23 protein-coding genes are annotated in these 23404 nt (G+C 26.9%); 8 read left to right on the forward strand and 15 right to left on the reverse strand.

Annotated elements, in window-relative coordinates; all coding sequences use genetic code 11:
- Positions 1–49: 49 nt before the first annotated feature.
- Positions 50–274, forward strand: a complete 225-nt coding sequence (locus Q3223_RS06185; protein ID WP_021384566.1) for a ferrous iron transport protein A — start codon at positions 50–52, stop codon at positions 272–274.
- A 219-nt stretch (positions 275–493) separates the two neighbouring features.
- Here the strand turns inward: Q3223_RS06185 and Q3223_RS06190 are convergent, their stop codons facing one another.
- The 8 genes from Q3223_RS06190 to Q3223_RS06225 form a co-directional block, all read right to left on the reverse strand.
- Positions 494–928 (reverse strand): FlxA-like family protein, encoded by a 435-nt coding sequence (locus Q3223_RS06190; protein WP_284181902.1) that lies wholly within the window; start codon positions 926–928, stop codon positions 494–496.
- Between the two features lie 90 nt (positions 929–1018).
- Complete coding sequence (locus tag Q3223_RS06195; protein ID WP_407811777.1) at positions 1019–2377, reverse strand: sensor histidine kinase; 1359 nt, start codon at positions 2375–2377, stop codon at positions 1019–1021.
- Position 2378: 1 nt separating this feature from the next.
- Complete coding sequence (locus Q3223_RS06200; protein ID WP_223195665.1) at positions 2379–3095, reverse strand: LytTR family DNA-binding domain-containing protein; 717 nt, start codon at positions 3093–3095, stop codon at positions 2379–2381.
- A 301-nt stretch (positions 3096–3396) separates the two neighbouring features.
- Complete coding sequence (gene grdF, locus Q3223_RS06205) at positions 3397–4704, reverse strand: sarcosine reductase complex component B subunit beta (RefSeq protein ID WP_231300898.1); 1308 nt, start codon at positions 4702–4704, stop codon at positions 3397–3399.
- Positions 4705–4788: 84 nt separating this feature from the next.
- Positions 4789–6075 (reverse strand): sarcosine reductase complex component B subunit alpha, encoded by a 1287-nt coding sequence (grdG, locus tag Q3223_RS06210; protein ID WP_407811778.1) that lies wholly within the window; start codon positions 6073–6075, stop codon positions 4789–4791.
- 281 nt (positions 6076–6356) lie between these two features.
- On the reverse strand, positions 6357–7679 hold the full coding sequence (locus Q3223_RS06215) for a sigma-54 dependent transcriptional regulator (RefSeq protein WP_054270219.1): 1323 nt from the start codon (positions 7677–7679) through the stop codon (positions 6357–6359).
- Positions 7679–9673 (reverse strand): ATP-binding protein, encoded by a 1995-nt coding sequence (locus Q3223_RS06220; protein WP_407811779.1) that lies wholly within the window; start codon positions 9671–9673, stop codon positions 7679–7681. Before Q3223_RS06220 ends, Q3223_RS06215 begins: the two co-directional genes overlap by 1 nt.
- Before the next feature lie 82 nt (positions 9674–9755).
- Entirely contained in the window at positions 9756–11003 is a 1248-nt protein-coding gene (locus Q3223_RS06225; protein ID WP_284181898.1) for a GntP family permease, read from the reverse strand.
- Positions 11004–11235: 232 nt separating this feature from the next.
- Between Q3223_RS06225 and Q3223_RS06230 the strand changes: the two genes are divergently transcribed.
- The gene (locus Q3223_RS06230) at positions 11236–11781 is read left to right on the forward strand and encodes a helix-turn-helix domain-containing protein (RefSeq protein ID WP_054270216.1); all 546 of its coding nucleotides are present in this window, start codon (positions 11236–11238) and stop codon (positions 11779–11781) included.
- Between the two features lie 13 nt (positions 11782–11794).
- Positions 11795–12481, forward strand: coding sequence for a YjjG family noncanonical pyrimidine nucleotidase (locus tag Q3223_RS06235; RefSeq protein WP_231300902.1), 687 nt, complete (start codon positions 11795–11797; stop codon positions 12479–12481).
- 126 nt (positions 12482–12607) lie between these two features.
- Here the strand turns inward: Q3223_RS06235 and Q3223_RS06240 are convergent, their stop codons facing one another.
- The 4 genes from Q3223_RS06240 to Q3223_RS06255 form a co-directional block, all read right to left on the reverse strand.
- Positions 12608–13228, reverse strand: a complete 621-nt coding sequence (locus Q3223_RS06240; protein ID WP_284181897.1) for a hypothetical protein — start codon at positions 13226–13228, stop codon at positions 12608–12610.
- Positions 13218–14240 (reverse strand): uroporphyrinogen decarboxylase family protein, encoded by a 1023-nt coding sequence (locus Q3223_RS06245; protein ID WP_167640209.1) that lies wholly within the window; start codon positions 14238–14240, stop codon positions 13218–13220. The genes Q3223_RS06240 and Q3223_RS06245 overlap by 11 nt, the downstream gene beginning before the upstream one ends.
- Before the next feature lies 1 nt (position 14241).
- Positions 14242–14880 carry a B12-binding domain-containing protein gene (locus Q3223_RS06250; RefSeq protein WP_054270212.1) on the reverse strand — a complete coding sequence of 213 codons (639 nt, stop codon included), beginning with the start codon at positions 14878–14880 and terminating at the stop codon, positions 14242–14244.
- 126 nt (positions 14881–15006) lie between these two features.
- Entirely contained in the window at positions 15007–16158 is a 1152-nt protein-coding gene (locus tag Q3223_RS06255) for a GNAT family N-acetyltransferase (RefSeq protein ID WP_407811780.1), read from the reverse strand.
- A 419-nt stretch (positions 16159–16577) separates the two neighbouring features.
- Here Q3223_RS06255 and Q3223_RS06260 point away from each other — a divergent pair, with 419 nt between their 5' ends.
- Positions 16578–17390: an Mrp/NBP35 family ATP-binding protein gene (locus Q3223_RS06260; RefSeq protein WP_054276639.1), complete on the forward strand. Its 813-nt coding sequence runs from the start codon at positions 16578–16580 to the stop codon at positions 17388–17390.
- 86 nt (positions 17391–17476) lie between these two features.
- On the opposite strand, the gene Q3223_RS06265 is transcribed toward Q3223_RS06260, so the two are convergent.
- Complete coding sequence (locus Q3223_RS06265) at positions 17477–17668, reverse strand: hypothetical protein (protein ID WP_054270209.1); 192 nt, start codon at positions 17666–17668, stop codon at positions 17477–17479.
- 715 nt (positions 17669–18383) lie between these two features.
- On the opposite strand from Q3223_RS06265, the gene Q3223_RS06270 reads away from it, so the two are divergent.
- Both Q3223_RS06270 and Q3223_RS06275 read left to right on the forward strand, forming a co-directional pair.
- Positions 18384–20003, forward strand: coding sequence for a Na/Pi cotransporter family protein (locus Q3223_RS06270; RefSeq protein ID WP_074179403.1), 1620 nt, complete (start codon positions 18384–18386; stop codon positions 20001–20003).
- A gap of 268 nt (positions 20004–20271) precedes the next feature.
- Positions 20272–20466 (forward strand): peptide ABC transporter substrate-binding protein, encoded by a 195-nt coding sequence (locus tag Q3223_RS06275; protein WP_074179404.1) that lies wholly within the window; start codon positions 20272–20274, stop codon positions 20464–20466.
- A 141-nt stretch (positions 20467–20607) separates the two neighbouring features.
- On the opposite strand, the gene Q3223_RS06280 is transcribed toward Q3223_RS06275, so the two are convergent.
- Both Q3223_RS06280 and Q3223_RS06285 read right to left on the reverse strand, forming a co-directional pair.
- A complete protein-coding gene (locus Q3223_RS06280) occupies positions 20608–21165 on the reverse strand; it encodes a CD3072 family TudS-related putative desulfidase (protein ID WP_074179405.1) in 558 nt (185 codons plus the stop codon).
- Positions 21166–21503: 338 nt separating this feature from the next.
- Positions 21504–21785, reverse strand: coding sequence for a hypothetical protein (locus Q3223_RS06285; protein WP_003420428.1), 282 nt, complete (start codon positions 21783–21785; stop codon positions 21504–21506).
- Positions 21786–22096: 311 nt separating this feature from the next.
- Between Q3223_RS06285 and Q3223_RS06290 the strand changes: the two genes are divergently transcribed.
- Positions 22097–22906, forward strand: a complete 810-nt coding sequence (locus Q3223_RS06290) for a response regulator transcription factor (protein ID WP_054270205.1) — start codon at positions 22097–22099, stop codon at positions 22904–22906.
- Between the two features lie 41 nt (positions 22907–22947).
- Positions 22948–23220 (forward strand): DUF3795 domain-containing protein, encoded by a 273-nt coding sequence (locus Q3223_RS06295; RefSeq protein ID WP_054270204.1) that lies wholly within the window; start codon positions 22948–22950, stop codon positions 23218–23220.
- The last annotated feature ends 184 nt before the right edge of the window (positions 23221–23404 follow it).

Genomic DNA, 23404 nt, shown 5'->3' on the forward strand with positions numbered 1-23404 from the left:
TATTATAAATATAGAATTTGATAATGATTTTCATTAGGAGGTGTTAATAATGACTGTTTACAATTTAAAACTTGGACAAAAGGGAGTTATAGACAATATAGCTGGGAATGAAAAACTTATGAAAAGACTTCTAGCTTTAGGATTAATAGATGGCACTGAGGTTGAAGTTAAAAAGATAGCTCCTCTTAATGACCCTATAGTGATTAGATTTAGAGGATTTGATTTGGCTATTAGAAAATCCGATGCAAAGAATATAAATTTAAAAAATAATTAATATATAAGAATAAAAAAGAGATTTTAAAATCTCTTTTTTTATGTGTATAGATAACCTTAAATTGATACTACATCAGTATAAAAATTATTAATACAGACTCATAAATAATACTCTTATAAAACCACATATAAATATCCATAGGTATGTTAAATGCAAATAAATATATCTATGGATACTGTTCCTTAATAGTACAAAATAAAAACTATTTTTATAAATAAACTATATTGGTCTATTAAATTTTACTTTTGAATCTTTATCATCTTGAACAAGACTATATGTATTATCCCATTGCTCTTCTTCATCACTTCTCTCAAAAACATCATACAATGTTTTTATATTTTCATTAGTAAAAGGTTCTTTTCCTTTCTCTAATAGGTTCTTGTTTACTTCTGAAATATTATTTTGTTCTCCATTTGCTTCTTGTGCTTTATTTCCTTTTAGCTCTTGAATTTTATTTTCAATCTCTTCTATTTCTTTTTTTAAGCTTTCTATTTTTAACTTGGCTGTTTCACTGTCAATACTCTTATTACTTTTTAATTTCTCTATTTCATCTTGCAATACTTTTTTCTTTTGTTCTAAACTTTGTATCTCAGTCTGACAATTATCTGAACTATTTGTAATTGGTGCTTGACCACTTATATTTCCTATTTTCATTTTAGCAACCTCCTATTTTCTCTATATGTTAAACTTTTTTATTTAAATACATAGTATTGCTTACAAAGTTTATTTTCAACTGAATTGTTCTCAAATATCAATATGTTGTAATGAAATAACTAACATTATACTTATTTGAAAATAATCCGATGTATTATCTATACTTATAGCTCCTTGATATTTCTTTGCAATTTCTTTTATATTTGAAATTCCTATACCTGAGCCACTTGTATAATTATTTATTGGGTTATAACTATTCTTTATTTCTATCAAAAAAAATCCACCTTCTAGCTTGCTAGAAAGCTTTAAATACCTATTTTGTTTATCTACAAGCCTACAGGCTTTAATTGCATTATCAATAGCATTTGCAAATACTATACATAGATCAAAATCCTTCATATTAGTGTCTTGTGGTATGATTACTTCACAATCCACCTGTATTCCTAATTGCTTTGCTACACTCAATTTATTATTAAAAAGAGCATCAATGACAACATTTTGTGTATGGCAAGAAAAAGACAGGTCACTTGTCACTTTTTCAAGTTTATTTAAATAATCTTGTGCTTTTGAAATTTGTCCTTTTTTCAATAATCCATTGACAATAGCTAAATGATTCTTAAAATCATGTCTAAATGATATAGTTTGTGATAACCGTGACTTAGCTTCTTCAATATAGCTTTTTTGAGCATAAATTAGTTGATTCATAATTTCCTTCTCTTTATCTGCTTCTAAAGATTGCATAAGTTTCTTAAAGGTAAATAGAGAAAAAAATACACATATAGTTCCAATTATAGAAAAAAGAAATGCTTGTATTGCTTCAGTCAAAGATGTATTTAACAACAATTTTGCAGTCTGAAGTTTTGTATCTATATTTATATATGAACTACTTTTAAATGCTCTCATAAATAATATTATAAATAACAATGGAGTTATTAAAATTACTAAATACTTATCAAATTTTACAACTTCAATATTAAATTTTTTAGCACTATAGCAATATATAAATCCAGCTATTATAATAGTAATTGAAGATGATATCCCAACATTTATATAAAATTTATAAATATTTGTATTTGCATTACTAAGAAATATAAGATAATTTAATGGAGCTATAAATCCATATACTAACTGTTCAATTATATATACTAATAGAGATGATACTATAGATAAAACTGTAGATTTTTTTATGATATAATTCACAAATAAAAAAGTCATAAGAAGAAATAGAATCTGTGAAGAAAATAAATTATTTAAATTAAAATATATATCTATGATGATTAACAGAAATGAAACTAGCGAATACAAAATAAAACTCCAATGTTTTGAATTAGTATTTGTAAAACTAATTAGAAAATAGTATTGCAATATTACCATCAAAAGTCTATATATGATAAAAGAAAATAAAAAACTATACTTTAAAAATAAATCAGAAGAAAATAAATTAATCATACTATCTCCTCCTATTTTTCATAAATTCAAGCATAGCTTCTGAAAATATTTGTTGGCGTAGTCTAGAAACTGGTATCTTGTCTCCATTTTCCATAACTGCATTACCATTTTCATACCCATATACAGATTGCAAATTGATTATATAGCTACGGTGACATCTAAAAAAGTTTGTTGGCAAACTTCTCTCTAAATTATCAATGGTTCCATAATAATCTATAGTCTCTTTTTTTAAGTGAACGTAAATCTTTCTTTTTATGACTTCACAATATAAAATATCTACAATTTTCAATCGCCAATATGAATAACCTCTTTGTATTGTGATATAATTATTTTCATTATTCTCAAGTTTTATAACTATCCTATCCAAGGTTTTATATAGTTTCTCATTAGATAATGGTTTTATCAGATAATTTATAGCATCTACTTCAAAAGCATCATATACAAATTCATTTAAAACTGTAACAAAAACTATAAAGCAATCATTACCATATGCTCTTAATTTTCTAGCTGTCTGCATTCCATTAATCTCTTTCATTTGTATATCTAAAAAGATAATGCTAAACTTTTCGTGATTGTATAGTAAATCTTCTGCTTTATCAAAAAGTTCTATATTACACAGTAGATTATTTTGCTTCATATATAATTGTACATTTTCTTTTATATGATTTAACATGTATGATTCATCATCACAAATGGCAATTGAAATCAATATATACACCTTCTTTCTTGTTATTATTCTAATTATTATATAAAGTTAATTTTTTCTATTCAATTAAACTGTTCTAACATGTTGAATATATGTTCCAAAATGTAATAACCTCACTTTTCATAGTATATCTAATTTAAATTTATGTATCAAGATTAAGTCAAATTAATTTATCATTTTATAAGCCTAATTTATACATATATAAATAATTCTTACTATATTTAAATTTGCATAATAAAAAAAGATATCATAAAATAATTTAAAAAAACTATTTTATGATATCAATTTTAATTAAAGTGTTATATTATTTTTATTATTCAAATACGGTTTGAGTTTCTATATCCTCTTTTAAGGCATTTAAAGCTTTTAAAACTATCTTCTTTCTAATCTTTTTACTTTCTTCTTCTCCTAGATTAGGATTTCCAAGTGGGTATGGTATTCCCACTGCTGGAACAATCCTATTAGCTCCTATTGTAAGTGATATTGGTACTACAGTACAAATATGAACAACTGCTATACCAGCTCTTTCTATCTCTTTTACCATCGTTGCTCCACAACGAGTACAAGTACCTCATGTAGATGTTAAAATTACAGCATCCACATTATCTTCTAAAAGTTTCTTTGAAAACTCTTCCCCAAACCTTTTGGAATTTCCAACACTTGTTCCTGTTCCTGTAGTAGTAACAAAATAATTTGCCAATTCTCCAATTATACCTTCTTTTTCAAGTTCCCTAACTACATCTAGTGGAACAACTAAATTTGGATTTTCAAGTACATATGCTCTATCATAACCTCCATGTATAGTTGTAAAATCTTTATTTGACATAGAATCCATATCTGTTAAATCATAAATTCCATACTTAGTAGCACTTGAAGACTCAATTTTATCTGGATTATCAATTGGAACTATCCCTCCAGAAGTTACTAGTGCAAGTTTTATTTTAGATAAATCCTTAATAGGCTTCATAGGTGTAACCCTATCAAACTCAGGCATTGGATACTCAGTTTCAAAGTTTTCTCCCTGCATCTTTTTAACCAACATATCAATTGCTCTTTCAGAACCTCTAAGTTCATGGAAGAAATTTTTTCTTATCCCTCTCATTATATATCCTTCTTCTTCAGGAGGACCTATTTCTTCTCCTCTAACCAGTTTAAGACCTAGCTTTATCATTATTGGAACTACTTTTCTAAGACTAGCTGCTGAATTTCCAGTAGATATTATGTGTAAATCTAACTTAAACATGTCTACTCCAGGATTTTCTTTATACATTCCTGTAATTGCAGGAATATTTAGCTCATCTTCAACTGCTTTACAAATAGCTCCACAAGCTACTCCATATCTACCTGCATTAAACGCAGGCCCTGCAATAAATAAATCAGGTTTTTCGTCTTTTATCATTTTTAAAAGTTCTTGAGTTGCACTTTCAATATTCTCTCCAAAATACGTATCTCCACAAATTACAGTTGAAATTATTTCTGCATCATCATTAAATTGACTTTGAAATGCCATTCCAGGTCCTACTGCTCCCTCTCTTTTCTCTGGTGGAATGTCTGCTTTTTCTTCTCCTCCTATACCAGCAAAGAAATTATTTATATAATGAACCACTCTGATTTTACTCATATCTTAACCCTCCAAAACACTTTATAGTTATACATTAATTAGACCAATTATTACTCTAACAAAACTCTATATTTAACCATTTATTTAATAATATCTTGCTGTCAGATGATTATAACCATTTGCTATAGTTGAAGCTATTATTATTTGTAGTTCTGCATCCATACTTCCATCATCATTTAAACACCCTTTATACCCACCAATCATCATTTCAACATATTCCAAAGTTCCTATAATTTTCTCCATTGCTGGAAAATGAACCACTAAGTTCCCTTGACCACAAGAAACAACTGCATCTGCTTCTTTAGTAGCATCTGCTATAGATTGACTCTTTCCATCCTTCCCAGGAAATTCATCTGTTATCAAAACTACACTTACTCCAACTTCACTACACTTTTTACAATTCATCATTAAGTCAGTATCTGGATTTCCATAACCTTCTTCTGTAACTAGTACTCCATCAACACCCAAAAACTCTATTAATTTTGCCACCATATCAGAACTTCTCTCTTTATCAACTAAGAATACGTTTTCATTGGTCAAAATAACACCTATAAAGTTTAAATCTTTTCCATGCCTTTTATATAAGTCATGTATAACTGGATTATTTAAATGATGGAATGTAGTGACCTTATCACATGGTGCTACACAGTTTCCAGAGATTATAGCTCCATCCATTATTTCAGTTGGATACATAAAAGTAGGAACTATTTGTTTAGCATCTACTCCATAATAATAAGTATCATGTAAAAGTCCTTGTGATTGTAACATATGAACATATGCTACTGTTGGTAGGTCTGGATATTCTTTTACTTGTTTTAATAATGGTTTTGTCTCATATACAATTATTTCATCTGGCTCAACTTCTCTTCCTGCTTCACCTATATATGCACCTATTTTCAATCCAACAATTCTAGCTGCTTCCTCATAGTCATGAGTACCTATACCATCTTTTGCTTTTATAACAATACATATATTATTTGTTTTTGAAAAAGGTGTATATTTAGCAGTAGGGCCACTCATATCAATTACACCTTCTTGAAATCCAACTATATTTCCACAAGTTACAACACAAGCTCCTAAAAGTACATGTGTTCTTCCACTTCCTACAGTCTTTACTTTGTTTATAATTCCAGGAAATATTTTACTGTCATCTCCAATTTTAACTCTAGGTTCTATTACATCTTTAACTGGAGCTATTCTTACTGACTCACCAGGTCTTGCAAGTTCAACATTTACATTTACAATTCTTTCATCTTCCAAGGCTATTTTTTCTATTTCTTTACTATTCACATATAATACTCCATTTTTTACTTCCGTCTTTTCTCCAAATTCAACATTTTTTATAAATATATTCCCTAGCTCTAGCTTCATATGAAAATCCCCCTTAATATATTTAATCGCAATTAAAAGTATTTATTATTACGTTTATTCATATATAAAGCATTTTCTATGCCAATTATTTAAGATGTGTATTATATTTATTAATGTTATAGAGATTTTCATTTCTAAGTTTTATAAGTATTGAATTTAACAATAATTATTGTAAATCTTAAATTTTAAAATTATAATAAAAAAAGATAAGTATGTTTTTTCTACTTATCTTTTAATAGAGTTTGAGAAGTTTTTTTCTCATTTAATGAGAAGTTTTTTTCTCACTTAATATTATATTCTGATATTTTATTAGTTAATTGCCTTCTACTAATTTCTAATTTTTTAGCTGTGTTTGACACATTATTTCCACATAAAGATAAAACCTTTTCAATATACTCACATTCAAATTCTTTTCTTATTTCTCTTAGAGGTCTAATACTTATTTTTTCATCTATATACACATTATTTGATATTAAATTTAAATTATCTTTTGATAAATTACCTTCTTCACTTAAGACTACAAGCCTATTTATTATATTTTTTAATTCTCTTATATTTCCAGGATAATTGTAATTTAATAAAAAATCCATTACTTCCTTATCAATTGAATATACCTTTTTATCATGTTCATTTTGATACTTATTTAAGAAAAATTCTATAAGTGTATTTAAATCTTCTCTTCTACTTCTTAATGGTGGTATAGTTATTGTGATTGTACTTATTCTATAAAAAAAATCTTCTCTTATATTTCCGTTTGATATTTCTACTTTTGGTTCCTTATTCATTGCACAAATTAACCTAAAATCAACTTTAATTGATTTATTACTTCCTATTCTCTCTATAGATTTATCTTCAAGTGTTCTCAGTAATTTTACTTGAACATTTAAAGGTATATCTCCTATTTCATCTAAAAATAAAGTTCCTTTATTTGAAAGCTCAAACCTACCTTTTCTACTATCCACAGCTCCTGTAAAAGAACCTTTTTCATGACCAAACAACTCAGACTCCAATAAATTTTCTGAAAAAGCACAACAATTTACAGGTACAAATATCTCGTTCCTTCTTGGACTTATACTATGTATGTACCTGGCTAGTATATCCTTCCCCACACCAGATTCTCCCAAAATTAATATATTAACATCTTTACAAGCAGCTTTTTCTGCAATTTTTATGACATCATTGAAATTCCTATTTTTGGATTCTAAAGTAAACTCTAAATTATTCTTTTGTGTAGAAATTGATGCTTTCACTGCTTTTACCTTTTCAATTTCTTCTAATAAATTTTCAATAGGATTGCTCTTTATAAAATAAGATAGCGCACCTCTTTTCATAGCATCAACTGCATTTTCAATACTTCCATATCCTGTAACTAATATAACTTCTATACTCTTATTAATAGATTTAATTCTGTCTAATAGCTGTACCCCATCCATATTTTTCATCATAACATCAGATAAAACCAAGTCATAATTCTTATCTTTTTTAATGATACTTATAGCTTCTTCCCCATTTAGTGCTATATCTACAATATAACCATTCTTTTGTAGAATTTTTTTCATTACCGTTCCATACTCTAGCTCATCATCAACTACTAGTATTTTCATTATATAGTCACCTCTTTATTTAGTGGAATCTTTATATGAAAACAAGTTCCAATACCTAATTTACTTTTTACACTTATATCTCCATTATTCTTTTTAATTTCATTATAAGTAATGTATAAGCCTAAACCAGTCCCTTCACCTATTGGTTTTGTAGTATAGAAAGGATTAAATATATCCTTCAAAGCATTTTCTTTTATTCCTTCACCATTATCTTTAAAATCTATAAACAAATAATTGTTTTCTACATAACAGTCTATAACAATTTGCCCACCTTCATGTATTGCATCTACCGAATTAGAAATTAAATTTATAAATACATGTTTTAGTGATTCTCCATTTATATAACATACTAAATTCTTATTACACTCTATTTTTATTTCAACATTCTTTAACTGCAAGATTTTATATTGAAGCTTCACTATGTTTTCAATAAAATTTCTTATATTTATATTTTCTAAATTATCATCCGATATTCTTGCGAAATTTAACAGGTTTGTTATTATGTTGCTTGCTCTATCTACATTACTTTCTATAGATTTTACACAGTCATTTACTTCTTCCATTGTAACATCATCTTTTAAAAGATAACAATTGTTTCTTATTATCCCTAGAGGATTTCTTATCTCATGTGCTACACCAGAAGCTAGCTGACCTATAGATATCATCTTGTTCTCCCTAAGTAACTTTGCCTCTACTATCTTATCCTTCGTTATATCCTTAATTAGAACCACTATATACTCAATATTATTTTTTTTATATTCTACAGGAAAAGTACTTATCTTTAAAATCTTATTATGTAATTCAATTTCATTTGTTTTATGGGTGCTTTCAGAAAATGTTTTTTCAATAATTCCCTTCATAAGGTTAATTAAATCTTCTCTTTTGTAACTTATTTCATTCACAAAATCAGATAGAACTTTGTTCGATTCTACTATTTTGTAATTTTCATCTATAAGCATTATTATATCTGTAATACTATTAAATGTAGCTTCTAAAGTCTTTTTATTTTCTAGTACTTCTTTTGTTTTTCTTTTTATTTCTATCTTTAACAAATATGTATAGCTATAAAAAATATAAATTGATATTAAAATTATACCTATAAAAAGATAAATACTTGGCACAATTCCTCTTTCATACAATATATCATCAACATCATTATATGCAAAATACCACTTTTTCTTTAAGTCTTTATATACTCCATTTTTTTGAAGTTTGAAAATCCCTTTATTTAGAATACTGACCAATTCTTCATATTGTTTAGGTACAGCAAGAACAGCTTTTTTAGTATAAATAGGATTAGTTAAAACATCATATTTATCTGAAAGTCCATAATTACTTATATAATATCGTAATACTGGTTCATCACCTACAACTGCATCTACTCTCCCTGATATTAAATGATTAACCCCAGTCTTTATATCTGGAGTTAATACTATATTTATGTTTTTAACTTTTTGTTCTAAAAAGTTTATAGAATAGTCACCTTCTGGTATCGCAATTGTCTTTCCCTTTAAATCCATATAACTACTTATGTCTTGAGATTTCTCATTTTTTAGTATATTTGCACTTAAAGTATATATTGGGTCTGTAAATATAAATTTTTTTGCTCTTTCTTCTGATGGAATTAAATCGAAGAATTTTATACTATTATCTACCGAATTTATGAAAGATTCTTTCCACCAAGTATTTGGTTTAAAATAAAAGTCTTTACCAATTTGAATTGACAAAGAATTCATTAAGTCGACAATGATTCCTTTATACTGCCCATCTTCTTTACCTTCATACCTCAAAGGAGGAGAACTTTGGTCAGAACTATACACCAAATTATCATGTTCCTCCAACCATTCTTTTTCTTCTTTTGTAAATGGTAGTGATTTTTTAATATATTCAAATATATTGAGATTATATTCTGTATTTACATACATATTTGTAAGTGAAAATACCACTAAAAAAGAATAAATAATGCCCATAATAACTATCTTTTTTTTATTCACTTTAAAACTCCAATCTTCTTTTTATTATTAAATTCAATATTTAATAACAAAATCCTACTTTTTCATTAAATATTTGTATTTATTATAAAATTAATTGGATAGATGTTGAAACTATAGTCATCACTATTCCTATTAATGCTTCATATGGAATTAATTTAAACCTTTCTCCTATATCCATATTTATACTGCCTGCACTAGTATGGAATAATGAGCCATGTGGTAATTGCTCAAATACACTAGAGCCTGCATTTACAATTGATGCTCCTGAAATTGGTGACAGGCCTCCATTTATTATAGCATCAGAAAAAGTTGATGATGCTATAGTAGCTCCAGCTGTTGATGAAGCTGTTGCTAATGACATAAGTATACCTGAAATTGGTGCTAATAAAAATTGTGGCATATTTAAAAATTGCAGGATACTTATTGTGCTCTGTTGCAATTCAGAAACCTGTATAATTCCTGCAATAGTTCCTGTTCCAAGTAATAATATACAAACACCTTGCATTTTAGATAATCCAAAGGCTAAATACTCTCTTGAATTGTTCATATTTCCTGTGGCAATTAAGGTTACTATTCCTCCTATTGGAAGAGCTATCATAGGGTCTATGACTATTGGAGATATATTCCCCAGGAACAATAAGAATATTGCTACAACTGGACCACATAATGATTTAAATAAGCTTGGTAAATTTTCTCTTTTCTCTAAGATTTCATATGATTCTACTTTATTCCCCTTGTTTGTTAGCATACTTGCTAAAATAATTGTAATCACAATTCCAACAATTGCTGGAATTATATTAGCAATCATAACACTAGATAGATTAACAGAAAAGTTACCTGCCACTGCTATAGTATTCGGATTTGGCGATATGATATTACCTGCTTTCCCTCCTCCTAACATTGCTAAAAGTATTGATAGTTTGGAATAATTTAATTTTCTACCTATGTATAATCCTATAGGCGCCACTGTTATTATAGATACATCCAGATTTACTCCTACTCCAGCAAGTACCATAGTTGAAGCGGCAATTGAAAGCAAAGCTCTCCTTTCTCCTAATATTTTTACAATCTGTTCTGATATTTTATCTACTGCCCCTGTTTTTATTAAACTTCCTGCTAATACTCCTGATGCTAAAGCTCTAAGAATTGATGGTGAAATGTTCATAGCCCCAGTTGCCATAAAATCTACAGTTTGTGTTATATTTGCTCCTCCAACTATTCCTCCAATAAATGCTCCTAACATTAAACTATAAACAGCTTGAAATTTTTTTATAATTAAAATAATTGCTACTAATAAGCCAAATATAGCTCCAAAAGTTGTTATTTGCATAATACTCCCTCCTATCATAGGTTAATTATTTTTTACTTAATTTAATTTTATTTAAATATATTTTAAGTATTCTGTATTCACTTGTCAATTATATTTTAATTTATTCAATTAGATTGAACATTATTTTTTCAAAAATACATTCTATATGTTATAATAATTTCATACTGTATAATCTTTTTATTTGATTATTTTAGGATAATATTTTTTTAAATGAAAAAGAAGGGATATTCATATGAATGATTTAAATTTAGGAGAAAAAATAGCTGAAGTTCGAAAAAAACAAAATTTAAGTATTAGAGATTTAGCAAAACTAGCTGATGTTACACCATCATTATTAAGCCAAATAGAAAGAGGCCTTGCTAATCCATCTGTAAATTCATTAAAGTCTATAGCATCTTCTCTAAATGTTCCTCTATTTACATTTTTTGTATCTGAGGTAGATAAAAAAAGCTTAATAGTAAGACATGATAGTAGAAAAAAAGTTATTTTGCCTGGAAGCAATGACGTTGTATATGAAGTTTTAATTCCAGACTCTAGTAGCAATTTAGAATTTGCAATTATGGATTTAGCTCCAAATACCTCTTCTTGTGTAGATAGGATTACTCACAATGGAGACGAGATTGCATATGTTTTGGATGGAGAAGTCAAACTTTTTATGGATGATGATGAATTCACTCTATTCAAAGGAGATAGTGTTAAAGTTCCTCTGGGAACAAAACACAAATGGCAAAACAATTCAAATAGCGAAAGTAAAGTAATTTTTGCAGTTATTTTATAGAGGAATAAAACTTATGAAAACATATAAATTTATATTTTTTGATGCAGATGATACTTTATTTGATTTTAAGAAGAGTGAATCACATGCTTTTAAAAGACTCCTATCTGAATTTGGTTTGAGACTTGATTATGAGAAATGTATAGAAATATATAGAAATATAAGTGATAAACTTTGGCTTGACCTTGAAAAAAATATCGTAACTTTAGACGAACTTAAATTGCTTAGATTTAAACTTTTTGCAGATGAAATGAAATTAGATGTTGACCCTAAAACTCTTAGCAAAATGTACTTAAATTTTTTAAGTGAATGTACATTTTTAATTCCAGGAGCAGTTAATATATTATCATATCTCAAGAAAAAATACACAATAATTATAATAACAAATGGAATATCTGAAGTTCAAAACAAAAGGCTTAAAAATTCAGAAATAAAAGAGTATATCGATGGAATAATTGTCTCTGAGGAATTAAAAGTATCAAAACCAAATCCTGAAATATTTAAATATGCACTTAAAAAATTTGATTGTTATGATAAATCTTCTGTATTAATGATTGGTGATAGTTTGACATCAGATATTTTAGGAGGAATAAATTCAGGAATAGATACTTGTTGGTTAAATTTCAATAACAGTATAAATAATACTAACTATTCACCAACTTATGAAATAAGTAGTCTGATTGAGTTGAAGAAAATTATTTAGTTTGTGAATTACCAACATATCAAGTGGAATATTATTATTTTGCAATAATTTTTTTAGTTTATAAATATAGTAACTAAAAAAATTATTGCAATTTATACATAAAACAAGTTTCAATCTTAAAAATAGCTAAAAGCATTTTTGAGGACATTTACTACATCTTGATTCGAGATTTTCCTCATCTCCCATTAAAATAAGCATTGCCACACTCTTTATAGGTGATAGCTGGTGATAATCATTGATTTCTATTTCTACATTATTATATTTATTTTTTATATAGTTATAAATCTCTCTCTGTTTCTCAATCTCAAAATCTTTATCTCCTGGATATATTTCGTATGATATATTGAGATTATTATATTCTTCTTTTAAGTACCTCTTTATTTTTTCATTAATACAATCTAAACACACTACTCCTATTTTATCCAGTGCTAACCCTGCCATCATATTACAATTTTCCATATAGTCGTTCATCTTGATATCAATCTTATCTCCTATTGTGTATAGTATAGCAAATGCTTTTTTACACTTTTTAGGCATTTTATCAATATCAATCTCACTCATATATATCTTAATATCTAAGCTATCATTTATATTTTTTATTTCTTTTTCAACGATTTCACTAATCGTATCTGGAGCCTTCCTATTTCCATACCCCAAAAACTTTAGCACAATGTTCTTATCTATAAAAATGTCTTCTAGATTTAGAGATTCTAAAAAAGATTTATCTTTATTACTATTATAATTCATTAATATCAATCCTATCTAATTCTTTATAACTAATTCTTCCTGCCTTTATAGCTGCTTGTAAGTTTTCTACTGGAGTAGTATTTAAACAGTTACATCCAAAGTTACATAAGAAATTGTCATATCCTCTCATCTTCTTTAACAACTTTAGTGTCTCTCTCCTAATCTTATCTGGGTTAGAGCGACCAAGAAGCTTTATTGGGTCCAAGTTACCAATCAATACTATATCTCTAGGAATCATTGGAGCAATTTCTTCATAGTCCAAAATTTGGTCTAAGCTTACTGCATCTATGTTGCAACTTAACATATTGTCTAATAATTCCCTAGTATCTCCACATATATGCATCCCTTTCCAACAATCAAGCTCATCGTATATTTTATTTAAATTTTTTACTATATACTCATCAAATCTATCTTTGCTTAAGGTCACTGATGTTGGTTCTGCTATTGAAATATACTTAGCTCCTGCTTTATTTGCAGCCACAGCATATCTTCTTACCAACTCAGTTGTAAATTCCAATAACTCTTCTACAAATTTTTTATCAGTTATTATACATCTCAAAAGTTGTGTAGCTCCAGCTAGCTGGCCTGCAAGTGTAAATGGACCTTGTATAGCTTCATACAATGGTTTTTTTATACTTTTTGATATAAGTGACAAACTTTCTATATTAAGTGGCATACGTCCACTTGTATAAGGGTCTGGAACTTCTAGTTTTCTTAATTTTTCCCTATCAGTTATAGTATGTGTTAATACACTTGGAAAATCATAATCCGGTCTTAGTGTCTCTAGACCTAAAGTCTCACAAAACGTAATCCCATCACAGAATGAATATATAAAATCTGATTCAAAATGCTTGTCCATAGTCTTTGCTAATTCTAACTGCGTATCTACACTATCATATACTTCATATGCCTTTTTATTTATTAAAAATAATCCATTTGTACCCATATCAGGCAGAAAGAAGCCTCTATCCTCACTGTTTATATATTGAAGTAAAGTCATATCTGAAAACATCTTAAACTTCACCTCCTATAAGTTTGTTTATTAATTTGACTGCTTTTGGAGCATTTGAGCTATATCCATCTGCTCCTATTTCTTCTGCAAACTCTATACTTACAGGACCTCCACCAATTATTACTTTTGGTTTTTTATCTATCTTAATCCTATTAAGTTCATTTATAACTGACTTCATGTTCTCCATAGTCGTTGTCATCATTGAAGATAAGCCTATTATATCAACATTGTTTTTTATAGCCTCTTCTATTATATCTTTACTTTTTCTATTTACACCTAAATCAATAACTTTATATCCAGTAGCTTCTACCATTACTTTTACAATGTTTTTTCCTATCTCATGGGTATCTCCTTCTACTACAGACATCAGAATTACTCCCTTTGATTTCTCCTTTACTTTTCCAGTTCCTTTCAAAAGATTAATTCCTTTATTTAGTGCATCTGTACATACTATAACTTCTGAAAGATAGTATTCTTTGTTCTCAAATTTATCTAAAGCTCCTATCATACCTTTGTTTAAACCATATTCATAAATATCTTCTACATCAATATTTTTATCTATAGCAATTTTCACTAAATTTTCTATATTGTCTACACCCATATTTAATATGCATTCTGCTATATCATCAAGTATGTCCATATAATATTTCATCCCTTCTAGTATCTTACAAAATTTCTTTTTTAACATAAACTAATTTACGTTATTTAATAAGAGCTCTCTTTAAACATAATCCATTTTTATTGAATACAGTCGAAAAGCACACAATTATTGATAATTTAAATTTGCAGTCCATGGAAAATCTAAAGGAAACACCTTTGTTGCAAATTCATGTATATTTTTTAAATGTTTAAATTCATTGTATTGCTCTTCGTTTTTTTCAAAAAACAGTTTATTAAGTTTATCCAAACTTTCTATTACAAGTTCTTCTTCTTTATATTTAATAATATATTTATTTTCAACTTGTTTAAACTCCATATATTTTAATAATTCAGAATCTATATATTGATTAAAATAACTTCTTAGGTTATCACACAATTTTACAAAATTTATTATTTTCATAGTTCCTTGTTGATAATCCAAAGTTTTTATTTCATTACCTTGTAATTGGTCTTTAAGATTTCTTACATGTACTTTATAATCTAAATATTCTAAACCAAATTTATTTGTTACGTATTTCAATATATTTTCAACATTTACAGAGTTTAACCCTATCTCAGCCACTTCTCCTACAATAGAATTTTCTTTTTTTATTGTTCTTATTATTAAATATCCTATAATATTATTATTTTCTTTTATAAATACCTTCTTATAATCAATTGGTCCCCAAGCAATAGTTGCTGCATGTAATAATTTTTTGAACTCATCTTTTCTTCTTATAAATCTAGTACTATTTTGATTATATAGTTCAATCATTTTGTCTAAATCATCATCGTTTTCAAAATTAGTTTCATCAAATTCAACTATTTCATATGGTATTTTCACATTCTCAGGTTTTATTGTATATTTGTAGAAGCTTTTTACCAAACTACAATTTCTTCTACTGTACAAAGTTCTTGTTCCTGAAATGATTACAATATCTACACCATCATAAAACATTTTTTCTTCTACTTTATCCAATACCTTAGATGAATAGCCTTTTTTTTCATAATCTGGATGAGTACACACCCCGCCTATAGCTGCAACTTTCAGCCTATTTCCTTGAATATATACATCTTGAATTAAATAATTTACATCTGAAACTATTTTATCATCTTCTGATATTATAATCATATTTTCTATATTATTTTTATTTAATAAGAGAGGGAACTCCTCCATCATAGTTGGTTTATGATTTCTTGATATCCTAAATACATAGTTTATTAATTCTATTACCTTATCGAATTCTTCTAATTTTGCACTTCTTGGTCTTAATTCCATCTATATTCCTCCAAATATTATTTAAAATACTTAAACACTATTATCTATAATAAAACATTTACTACTACATTTCTAATTATATCTTTTTTCTTTGCGATTTTTAATTGTTTTTTTATCAAATTTTTATAAAATATACATCTAATTCCCAGTTACACTTATAAAATGACCAGTTATGCATAATATATTGAAATATTTTCCATATATTTATATGATTAATGTCTATAGGTCAGTTGAAATAATCACTTTTTAGAAGGTTATAATTTTTTTATTACCTTCTTTTTTTATTATAAATTATAAATCAATCAACAGAAAATATTCTAAGTTACTTTTAAATAATGACTTTATGGTTCAATTGTACTAAAATAGTATATGTAGGTTACAAATGACCTAATAAATATTAAAGTTTGGAGGTAATAGATATGGCAGATTGTAATTCATGTCCATCAAAGGGAAATTGTAATAGTCAATCAAATTGTTCTATTGAAAATAACCCTAACAATAAATTTGGAAAAATAATTGGTGTTATGAGTGGAAAAGGTGGGGTTGGAAAATCAACTGTAACTGCTTTACTTGCTAATAAGCTAAATAAAATGGGATATAAGGTTGGTATATTAGATTCAGATATAACTGGACCAAGTATTCCTAGACTTATGGGTGTAAAAAATGTAAAAGCTTATTCTGATGGCTCTTATATTTATCCTGTAGAAAATGCAAATAACATAAAAGTAATGTCTATAAACCTTATGATAGATGATGAAAATGAACCTGTTGTTTGGAGAGGACCTTTACTTGGAGGAGTTGTAAAACAATTTTATACTGATGTTCTTTGGGAGGAATTAGACTACTTATTAATAGATATGCCTCCTGGTACTGGAGATGTTGCATTAACTGTTATGCAATCTATCCCTATAAGTGGAATAGTTATGGTTTCTGTACCTCAAGATTTAGTATCTATGATTGTATCAAAAGCAGTTAATATGGCTAAAAAAATGAACATAAATGTTCTTGGAGTTATTGAAAACATGAGTTATATTCAATGTCCTGATTGTTCTAAAAAAATTAAGTTATTTGATGGAGAATCTACTGAGACATTTTTAAATGATTTAGATTTAGAACTTTTAGGAGAACTTCCTATGACTAAAGAAATTATAGATATTACTCATAATGGAGTTACAGAAATTAGCAATGATTTAGACTCAATATTAACTAATGTTGTTGAAAAAATCAAATAAATAGCAATTTTATAGTTTATATTTAACGTAAAAGAGGCTTGTCTTTATTTTGCAACAATACAAATAAATACAGACCTCTTTTATGCTTATCTATGTTTTAAATACACAAAATATTCTTCTATAATATCTCTATTTTTTACTTTTACCAAATATTCATTATAATGAGCATTATATGGTTGTGTCATTTTACATTCTATTACATTTTCTATGTCTTCCAATTCTAAAAGTTCTACATCTTTTAAAAATTTTCTCTCTATAAGTTCCATTAATCTTTCCATAAAATATCCCCACTTCCCCTATAATTAAGATAAACTAGGCACTTTTTTAATTACAAAATTTACCTGTTTATTATATTATATCCAATATCTTAAGGTTTCTAACATAACTAATAATTATTTTAATAAAATATACATTAATTTATATTAAATCTATTTATAATAAGTATTTTTACATATTATCTGTGCCCTTGATGCTATATATTTAGTATTTTTTCGATTATATAAAAAATTCCTCTAACAAGTCTCTGACACATAAAACAGTATTATAATCTCCAAATACAGCACAGTTTTTGCTTTCTTCATAAAAATAGCTGCTTTTATACCTTCTTTCTAAGCACTATATTTAAACTTGATTTAGAAGCATTTTCTATCTCATCTATTGATGTATATGATGTAAAAGTTACATTTACATCTTTTTTAAAAAAGGATGATATCTTTTACACAATTTTTACAAACATGGTTAATTCTTTGTTAAATCAATTATACATAAAATAAGCCAAATCTTAGTTAAAGTCTTTAAATTACTATATATATCGAATTTTCTTAAATTAACAACAACTTAAAAATTTAACATTCTCTTAACGTATACTTAACAAAACATTAATATTTTTATTGACAAAATTTGTTATTCTATATTAAGGAAACAATAAATTTTAGTTAATAAAGTTTATAATTCAGATAAAAAATTTATTAATTTCTTAAGGGAGGAAATATCGTGAATATAGCAATTAGTCTTATCGGTGGACTTGGACTTTTTCTTTATGGAATGAGTTTAATGGGAGAAGGTTTACAAAAATCGGCAGGAGACAAATTAAAAAAAATTATTGAACTCTTAACAAGTAATGTTGTTATGGGTGTACTGGTAGGTACAGTTGTTACAGGTATTATACAAAGTTCAAGTGCTACTACGGTTATGGTTGTAGGATTTGTAAATGCAGGAATAATGAATCTAAGTCAAGCTATTGGTGTAATAATGGGAGCAAATATAGGTACTACAGTTACTGCCCAATTAGTTTCATTTAATCTTGAAGGAATAGCACCAATTGCTCTAGGTGTAGGTATTGTATTCTATTTATTTACATCAAATCAAAAAACAAAACATTTATCTGAAATACTTATTGGCTTTGGTATATTGTTTACAGGAATGGAATTTATGAAAGATGCAGTGGCACCACTTGCTGAATATAAAGCATTTACTGATGTACTCTTATATTTTAGTAAAAATCCTCTATTAGGTATATTAGCAGGATTTGCTATAACAGGTATTATACAAAGTTCAAGTGCATCTATGGGTATGTTAATAGCCTTGGCTTCTCAAGGAATACTACCTCTATCAGCTGCTTTACCTATACTTTATGGAGATAATATTGGTACTTGTGTTACTTCACTTTTATCTAGTGTTGGTGCAAGCAGGAATGCTAGACGTGCAGCTGTAATGCATCTAAGCTTCAATGTAATTGGTACAATCATATTTATGGTTGTTTTAAATAAACCTATATCAGCTATAGTTACTCATTTTAACCCAACTGATACGGCTAGACAAATAGCAAACGCACATACTTTATTTAACCTTACAAATGTTATAATATTATTACCATTTTCTAAATACATAGTTAAATTAGCAAGTAAACTTATACCTATTAAAGAAACTGAATCAGAAGTAGTAAATAATACTAAGTACTTAGATGAAAGAATGTTTAGTACTCCATCTATAGCACTTGGTAATACTGTACAAGAAGTTGTAAGAATGGGACACAAAGCTACAAATTCTTTAGAACATGCAATTGCAGGATTCTTAAATAAGAGTAGTGATGATATTAATAAAACTTTTGAATCAGAAAAAGTTGTCAATAAATTACAAAAAGATATACTGAACTATCTATTAAAACTTTCTAAAGAACCTCTTAGAGACGATGAACGTTTTAGAACAGATTTACTTTTTAACACTGTAAATGATATCGAAAGAGTATCTGACCATGCAGAAAATATAGCTGAATTAGCTATGAGTGTTAAAGAAATGAATATTAGCTTCTCTGACAGTGCAATAAAAGAAATATACCAAATATACAATAAAACTATGACTAACTTCAAGGATGCTTTAATAGTTTTAGATGTTAAAGATTTTGAGTTAGCAAACAAGGTTTTAGAAGTTGAAAATGAAGTAAATTACTTAGAAAAAACTTTTAGAAATTCACACATGATTAGATTAAATAATGGAAGTTGTACAATAGATGCTGGTGTACTTTATCTTGACTTACTTACTAATTTAGAAAGAATTTCTGACCATTCAACAAATATCGTAAAACAAGTATTAAAACTTAAACAAAAAATATAGTGATTGCTTTTATATGTAATCCTAATAAATAAAAAATAAGAAGCCATAAATGATACTTATATTATTTATAGCTTCTTATTTTTTATTCAAGATTCAAATTCTTATCTTATTTAGTATCAAACTATTATTATTTAGATTATTCATAAGCATTTTAATAAAAATTTAATACCTTAATATAATAGATTTATTTCATTTTTAATACAATTGTATCATCTAAATATGTTATTATATATTTGAATATTGTCATATTAATAGGAGGGGTTCTACAATGATAAATTATATGGTGGACATTGTATATAGTGAAAAAATAAGTGAAGTAGAAAAGACACTGAAAAGTGAAAATATTCAATATGAATTTACTTCTCGTGATGGTTTTATATTTTTTGGTTTTTATGAGATGACAGATACATACAGGTTTGAAACTTTGTGTTCAGATGAAAAAATTCAATTTAAAAGAATATAATAAATTTAAAAAAGTACATATTTTTAGGTTATATAAAAAAACAGGGCGTCTTTGCCAGCACTTGGCTGCCACGTCCCGTTTTTTTATTATTCTGCCTTTATTATACTACTAATAAATCTTATTCCAAAAATAAGTACCAAATCAATGTAATAACTCATTTTTTTGAATTAATGTTGTTATCTTCATTATGTAGTCATCTGTACTCTTTAATCCTATCATTGGAATTGATAAATTCTCTTTTTCAAGTTTTTCATAAAGTTCTGACATAAACAAACCCTTATCATTGATTTCTTCATCATTGTCTGAAGTAGTATCAACTCCACAATTTGGAGAACGATTAGCACCTATAATACCTAGTATCTTAAAACCATATTTGTTATATTCTAAGATTTGTTGCATCACATAATCGACTAATAGTTGTAACTTTTTATATTTATCATCTTTTTGCATTTCTTTCCTAATTCTTGTATTCTCTTTTACTACATCTTCATTAGCACCATTTTCATTTCCCCTATCAATTCCCAAACAACTAAGTTCTGGACATGGTAATTGAACAATACCTACTTCTTCATTAACAAATAATTCAATTACATCCTTAAATGTTGCAGGATATATGGCAGTCCCATCTGAAATAGCATTTTGATTTAATAAACAATGTGCTATAAAAACTACTTTCTTGCTTCTTCCATCTGTAAACATGTTTTCCTCCTCCACTTCTTCTAGTTCTGACCCTTTGGCTATAAAAAATACTCCCAATATTCTACTTAATAACACTGTATTCTTTAACTTATTTTTTAACTTGGATTTATTTGCTAACTTTACAAAGTAATATACTATTTATATTATACTATACAACATACATTTACATCTATTTCCAAAATGGTAATATTTTAATAATATATACATTTAAACTTTACATACAAAAAATACACATCTATAAATTATAAATGTGTATTATATACTAACAATAAGCTGAACTTTCCTACTAATTCTTAATTAGTTATATTTTTTCAAAATAAAATTCATATAAATTAGGTCTATTGCACGATTGAGACCTTAATAATATCTCCATTTTTTCTTTCCAAGTGAACTACCTCTCCAGTTAGGTCATAGTCAAATGCTTTGACTAATATCTCAGTAACCTTTTTACCATCAACTACATCATCTTTTCCATTAAATAAATCCAAAGCATTATTCTCAATCATTCTCTTTGCAAAATTTACAGGTAATTTTATATGTATTTTATCGCCTGTATGTGATAAAACTCTTATTCTCAAAAATTTTTCTAAATTGTTTCTTGGTGTTTGTTTTGATGCCATGCTATTAAACCACTCTCCTTTATTTTTTATTTAATAATAAATTTTATTCTTAAAAATATCTTTATATGTGTTTATTATGAAAGTAATACTATTCTTTTCTAATCTTGATTTATATTTACTCTTATTTAAGATACATTTAGTGGCATCTATAATTTATAATAATTGTATATTTTGAAATTTTACCTTACAATTATTGTATCTGAATTTAACAAGAACATATTATTAAAATATTTCAGTTGAATCAAATTTTGTTTATTATATATTAAAATAAATTGGCATATTTGTTCTTAATATATTAGGAGGATTTACTTATGAATAAAATAATCAATAATATTTTAAATACTTGCAAACAGTATACATATATTTTGCCACATAAATTGTTAAGACCATATATAGCACACTATACAATAGCTATTCCCGATATAAATACTAAAGAAAATCTTACATTAATACCTGATGCTAGTGGATGTATGATATTTGAATTTGATAAAAAGAGTATGGATAGTGAATTTTGGGGAGCTACAACGAAAACTATAATTGTAAAAAACGACATAGAAAGTGTACTATTTCGAGTATTTGTTGAGTTTCGTCCAGGTGGAGTATATTATTTAACAGGTTTTTCTCAAAGAGAATCCACTGACTTAAAAATTAAACTTGAAGATTTTAATACATTATTTAGCTCAGAGATTAATTCTATTTTTGAAAAAACGAGCACTCTAAAAGAATTAATAGAAGAATTAGATATGTTATTTTTATCATACTTGTTCAAATCAAATATAATAGATATGACTATCCCAATCCTTGAAAATACAAGAAAACAGAATTCCATTATGTCAGTTAAAAATATTTCTCAAATCAGTTGTTATAGTGAACGTCATATAAATAGGATTTTTAATAATTCTCTTGGCATGAGTATCAAATCCTATCTTAGATTACTTCGTATAAATCTTGTATTACAAGAAGTACAAAATAATAATATGCCATTTACAACTTTAGCTCAAGATATTGGATATTATGACCAATCCCATTTTATAAATGATTTTAAATCTATCTGTGGGGTTAATCCAACAACCTATATAAAAAATTTGTCCGATTTTTACAATGAAAAGTATAAGTTTTGATGTACAATCATATAAAATTTATATTTAAGGAGTGAGTAACAATGATAGAATCAAGATGTGGAATTTTATGTTATGAATGTGAGTACAAAGGAAAGGTCAATTGCAAAGGATGTACATATATTGATAAACCTTTTTGGGGTGAAGAATGCCCTGTAAAATCATGTTGTGAAAATAAAAATCTTACACATTGTGGTCTATGTGATACATTTCCATGTGAAATGCTTAATCAATTTGCATATGATAAAGAACAAGGTGATGATGGAAAAAGAATCGTTCAGTGTAAGGAATGGGCTAGCTCTAGCATTACGAATTAATATATCTCTATATTATAAAACAAATCTTTTTAAACTGTTGTTGCTAACCTACAACAGTTTTTATAATTTAATTTAAAGGTTATTAAGTTAATTTAATAGAATAGTAATTTATTGATTGAAAAATAGCTACGCACACTTGTGACTTTAGTCATGAGTTAGTAGCTAAAATAGTCAGCATATAGGA

This window comes from Clostridioides sp. GD02367 (assembly GCF_045900275.1).
Taxonomy (GTDB): Bacteria; Bacillota; Clostridia; order Peptostreptococcales; family Peptostreptococcaceae; genus Clostridioides; species Clostridioides difficile_A.

Excerpts from the sequence above, each read along its gene's own strand:
- Q3223_RS06185 (WP_021384566.1), top strand. The coding sequence starts at position 50 with ATGACTGTTTACAATTTAAAACTTGGACAAAAGGGAGTTATAGACAAT.
- Q3223_RS06190 (WP_284181902.1), bottom strand. The coding sequence starts at position 928 with ATGAAAATAGGAAATATAAGTGGTCAAGCACCAATTACAAATAGTTCA.
- Q3223_RS06195 (WP_407811777.1), bottom strand. The coding sequence starts at position 2,377 with ATGATTAATTTATTTTCTTCTGATTTATTTTTAAAGTATAGTTTTTTA.
- grdG (WP_407811778.1), bottom strand. The coding sequence starts at position 6,075 with ATGAAGCTAGAGCTAGGGAATATATTTATAAAAAATGTTGAATTTGGA.
- Q3223_RS06215 (WP_054270219.1), bottom strand. The coding sequence starts at position 7,679 with ATGAAAATACTAGTAGTTGATGATGAGCTAGAGTATGGAACGGTAATG.
- Q3223_RS06225 (WP_284181898.1), bottom strand. The coding sequence starts at position 11,003 with ATGCAAATAACAACTTTTGGAGCTATATTTGGCTTATTAGTAGCAATT.
- Q3223_RS06230 (WP_054270216.1), top strand. The coding sequence starts at position 11,236 with ATGAATGATTTAAATTTAGGAGAAAAAATAGCTGAAGTTCGAAAAAAA.
- Q3223_RS06235 (WP_231300902.1), top strand. The coding sequence starts at position 11,795 with ATGAAAACATATAAATTTATATTTTTTGATGCAGATGATACTTTATTT.
- Q3223_RS06240 (WP_284181897.1), bottom strand. The coding sequence starts at position 13,228 with ATGAATTATAATAGTAATAAAGATAAATCTTTTTTAGAATCTCTAAAT.
- Q3223_RS06245 (WP_167640209.1), bottom strand. The coding sequence starts at position 14,240 with ATGTTTTCAGATATGACTTTACTTCAATATATAAACAGTGAGGATAGA.
- Q3223_RS06250 (WP_054270212.1), bottom strand. The coding sequence starts at position 14,880 with ATGGACATACTTGATGATATAGCAGAATGCATATTAAATATGGGTGTA.
- Q3223_RS06255 (WP_407811780.1), bottom strand. The coding sequence starts at position 16,158 with ATGGAATTAAGACCAAGAAGTGCAAAATTAGAAGAATTCGATAAGGTA.
- Q3223_RS06260 (WP_054276639.1), top strand. The coding sequence starts at position 16,578 with ATGGCAGATTGTAATTCATGTCCATCAAAGGGAAATTGTAATAGTCAA.
- Q3223_RS06265 (WP_054270209.1), bottom strand. The coding sequence starts at position 17,668 with ATGGAAAGATTAATGGAACTTATAGAGAGAAAATTTTTAAAAGATGTA.
- Q3223_RS06275 (WP_074179404.1), top strand. The coding sequence starts at position 20,272 with ATGATAAATTATATGGTGGACATTGTATATAGTGAAAAAATAAGTGAA.
- Q3223_RS06280 (WP_074179405.1), bottom strand. The coding sequence starts at position 21,165 with ATGTTTACAGATGGAAGAAGCAAGAAAGTAGTTTTTATAGCACATTGT.
- Q3223_RS06285 (WP_003420428.1), bottom strand. The coding sequence starts at position 21,785 with ATGGCATCAAAACAAACACCAAGAAACAATTTAGAAAAATTTTTGAGA.
- Q3223_RS06290 (WP_054270205.1), top strand. The coding sequence starts at position 22,097 with ATGAATAAAATAATCAATAATATTTTAAATACTTGCAAACAGTATACA.
- Q3223_RS06295 (WP_054270204.1), top strand. The coding sequence starts at position 22,948 with ATGATAGAATCAAGATGTGGAATTTTATGTTATGAATGTGAGTACAAA.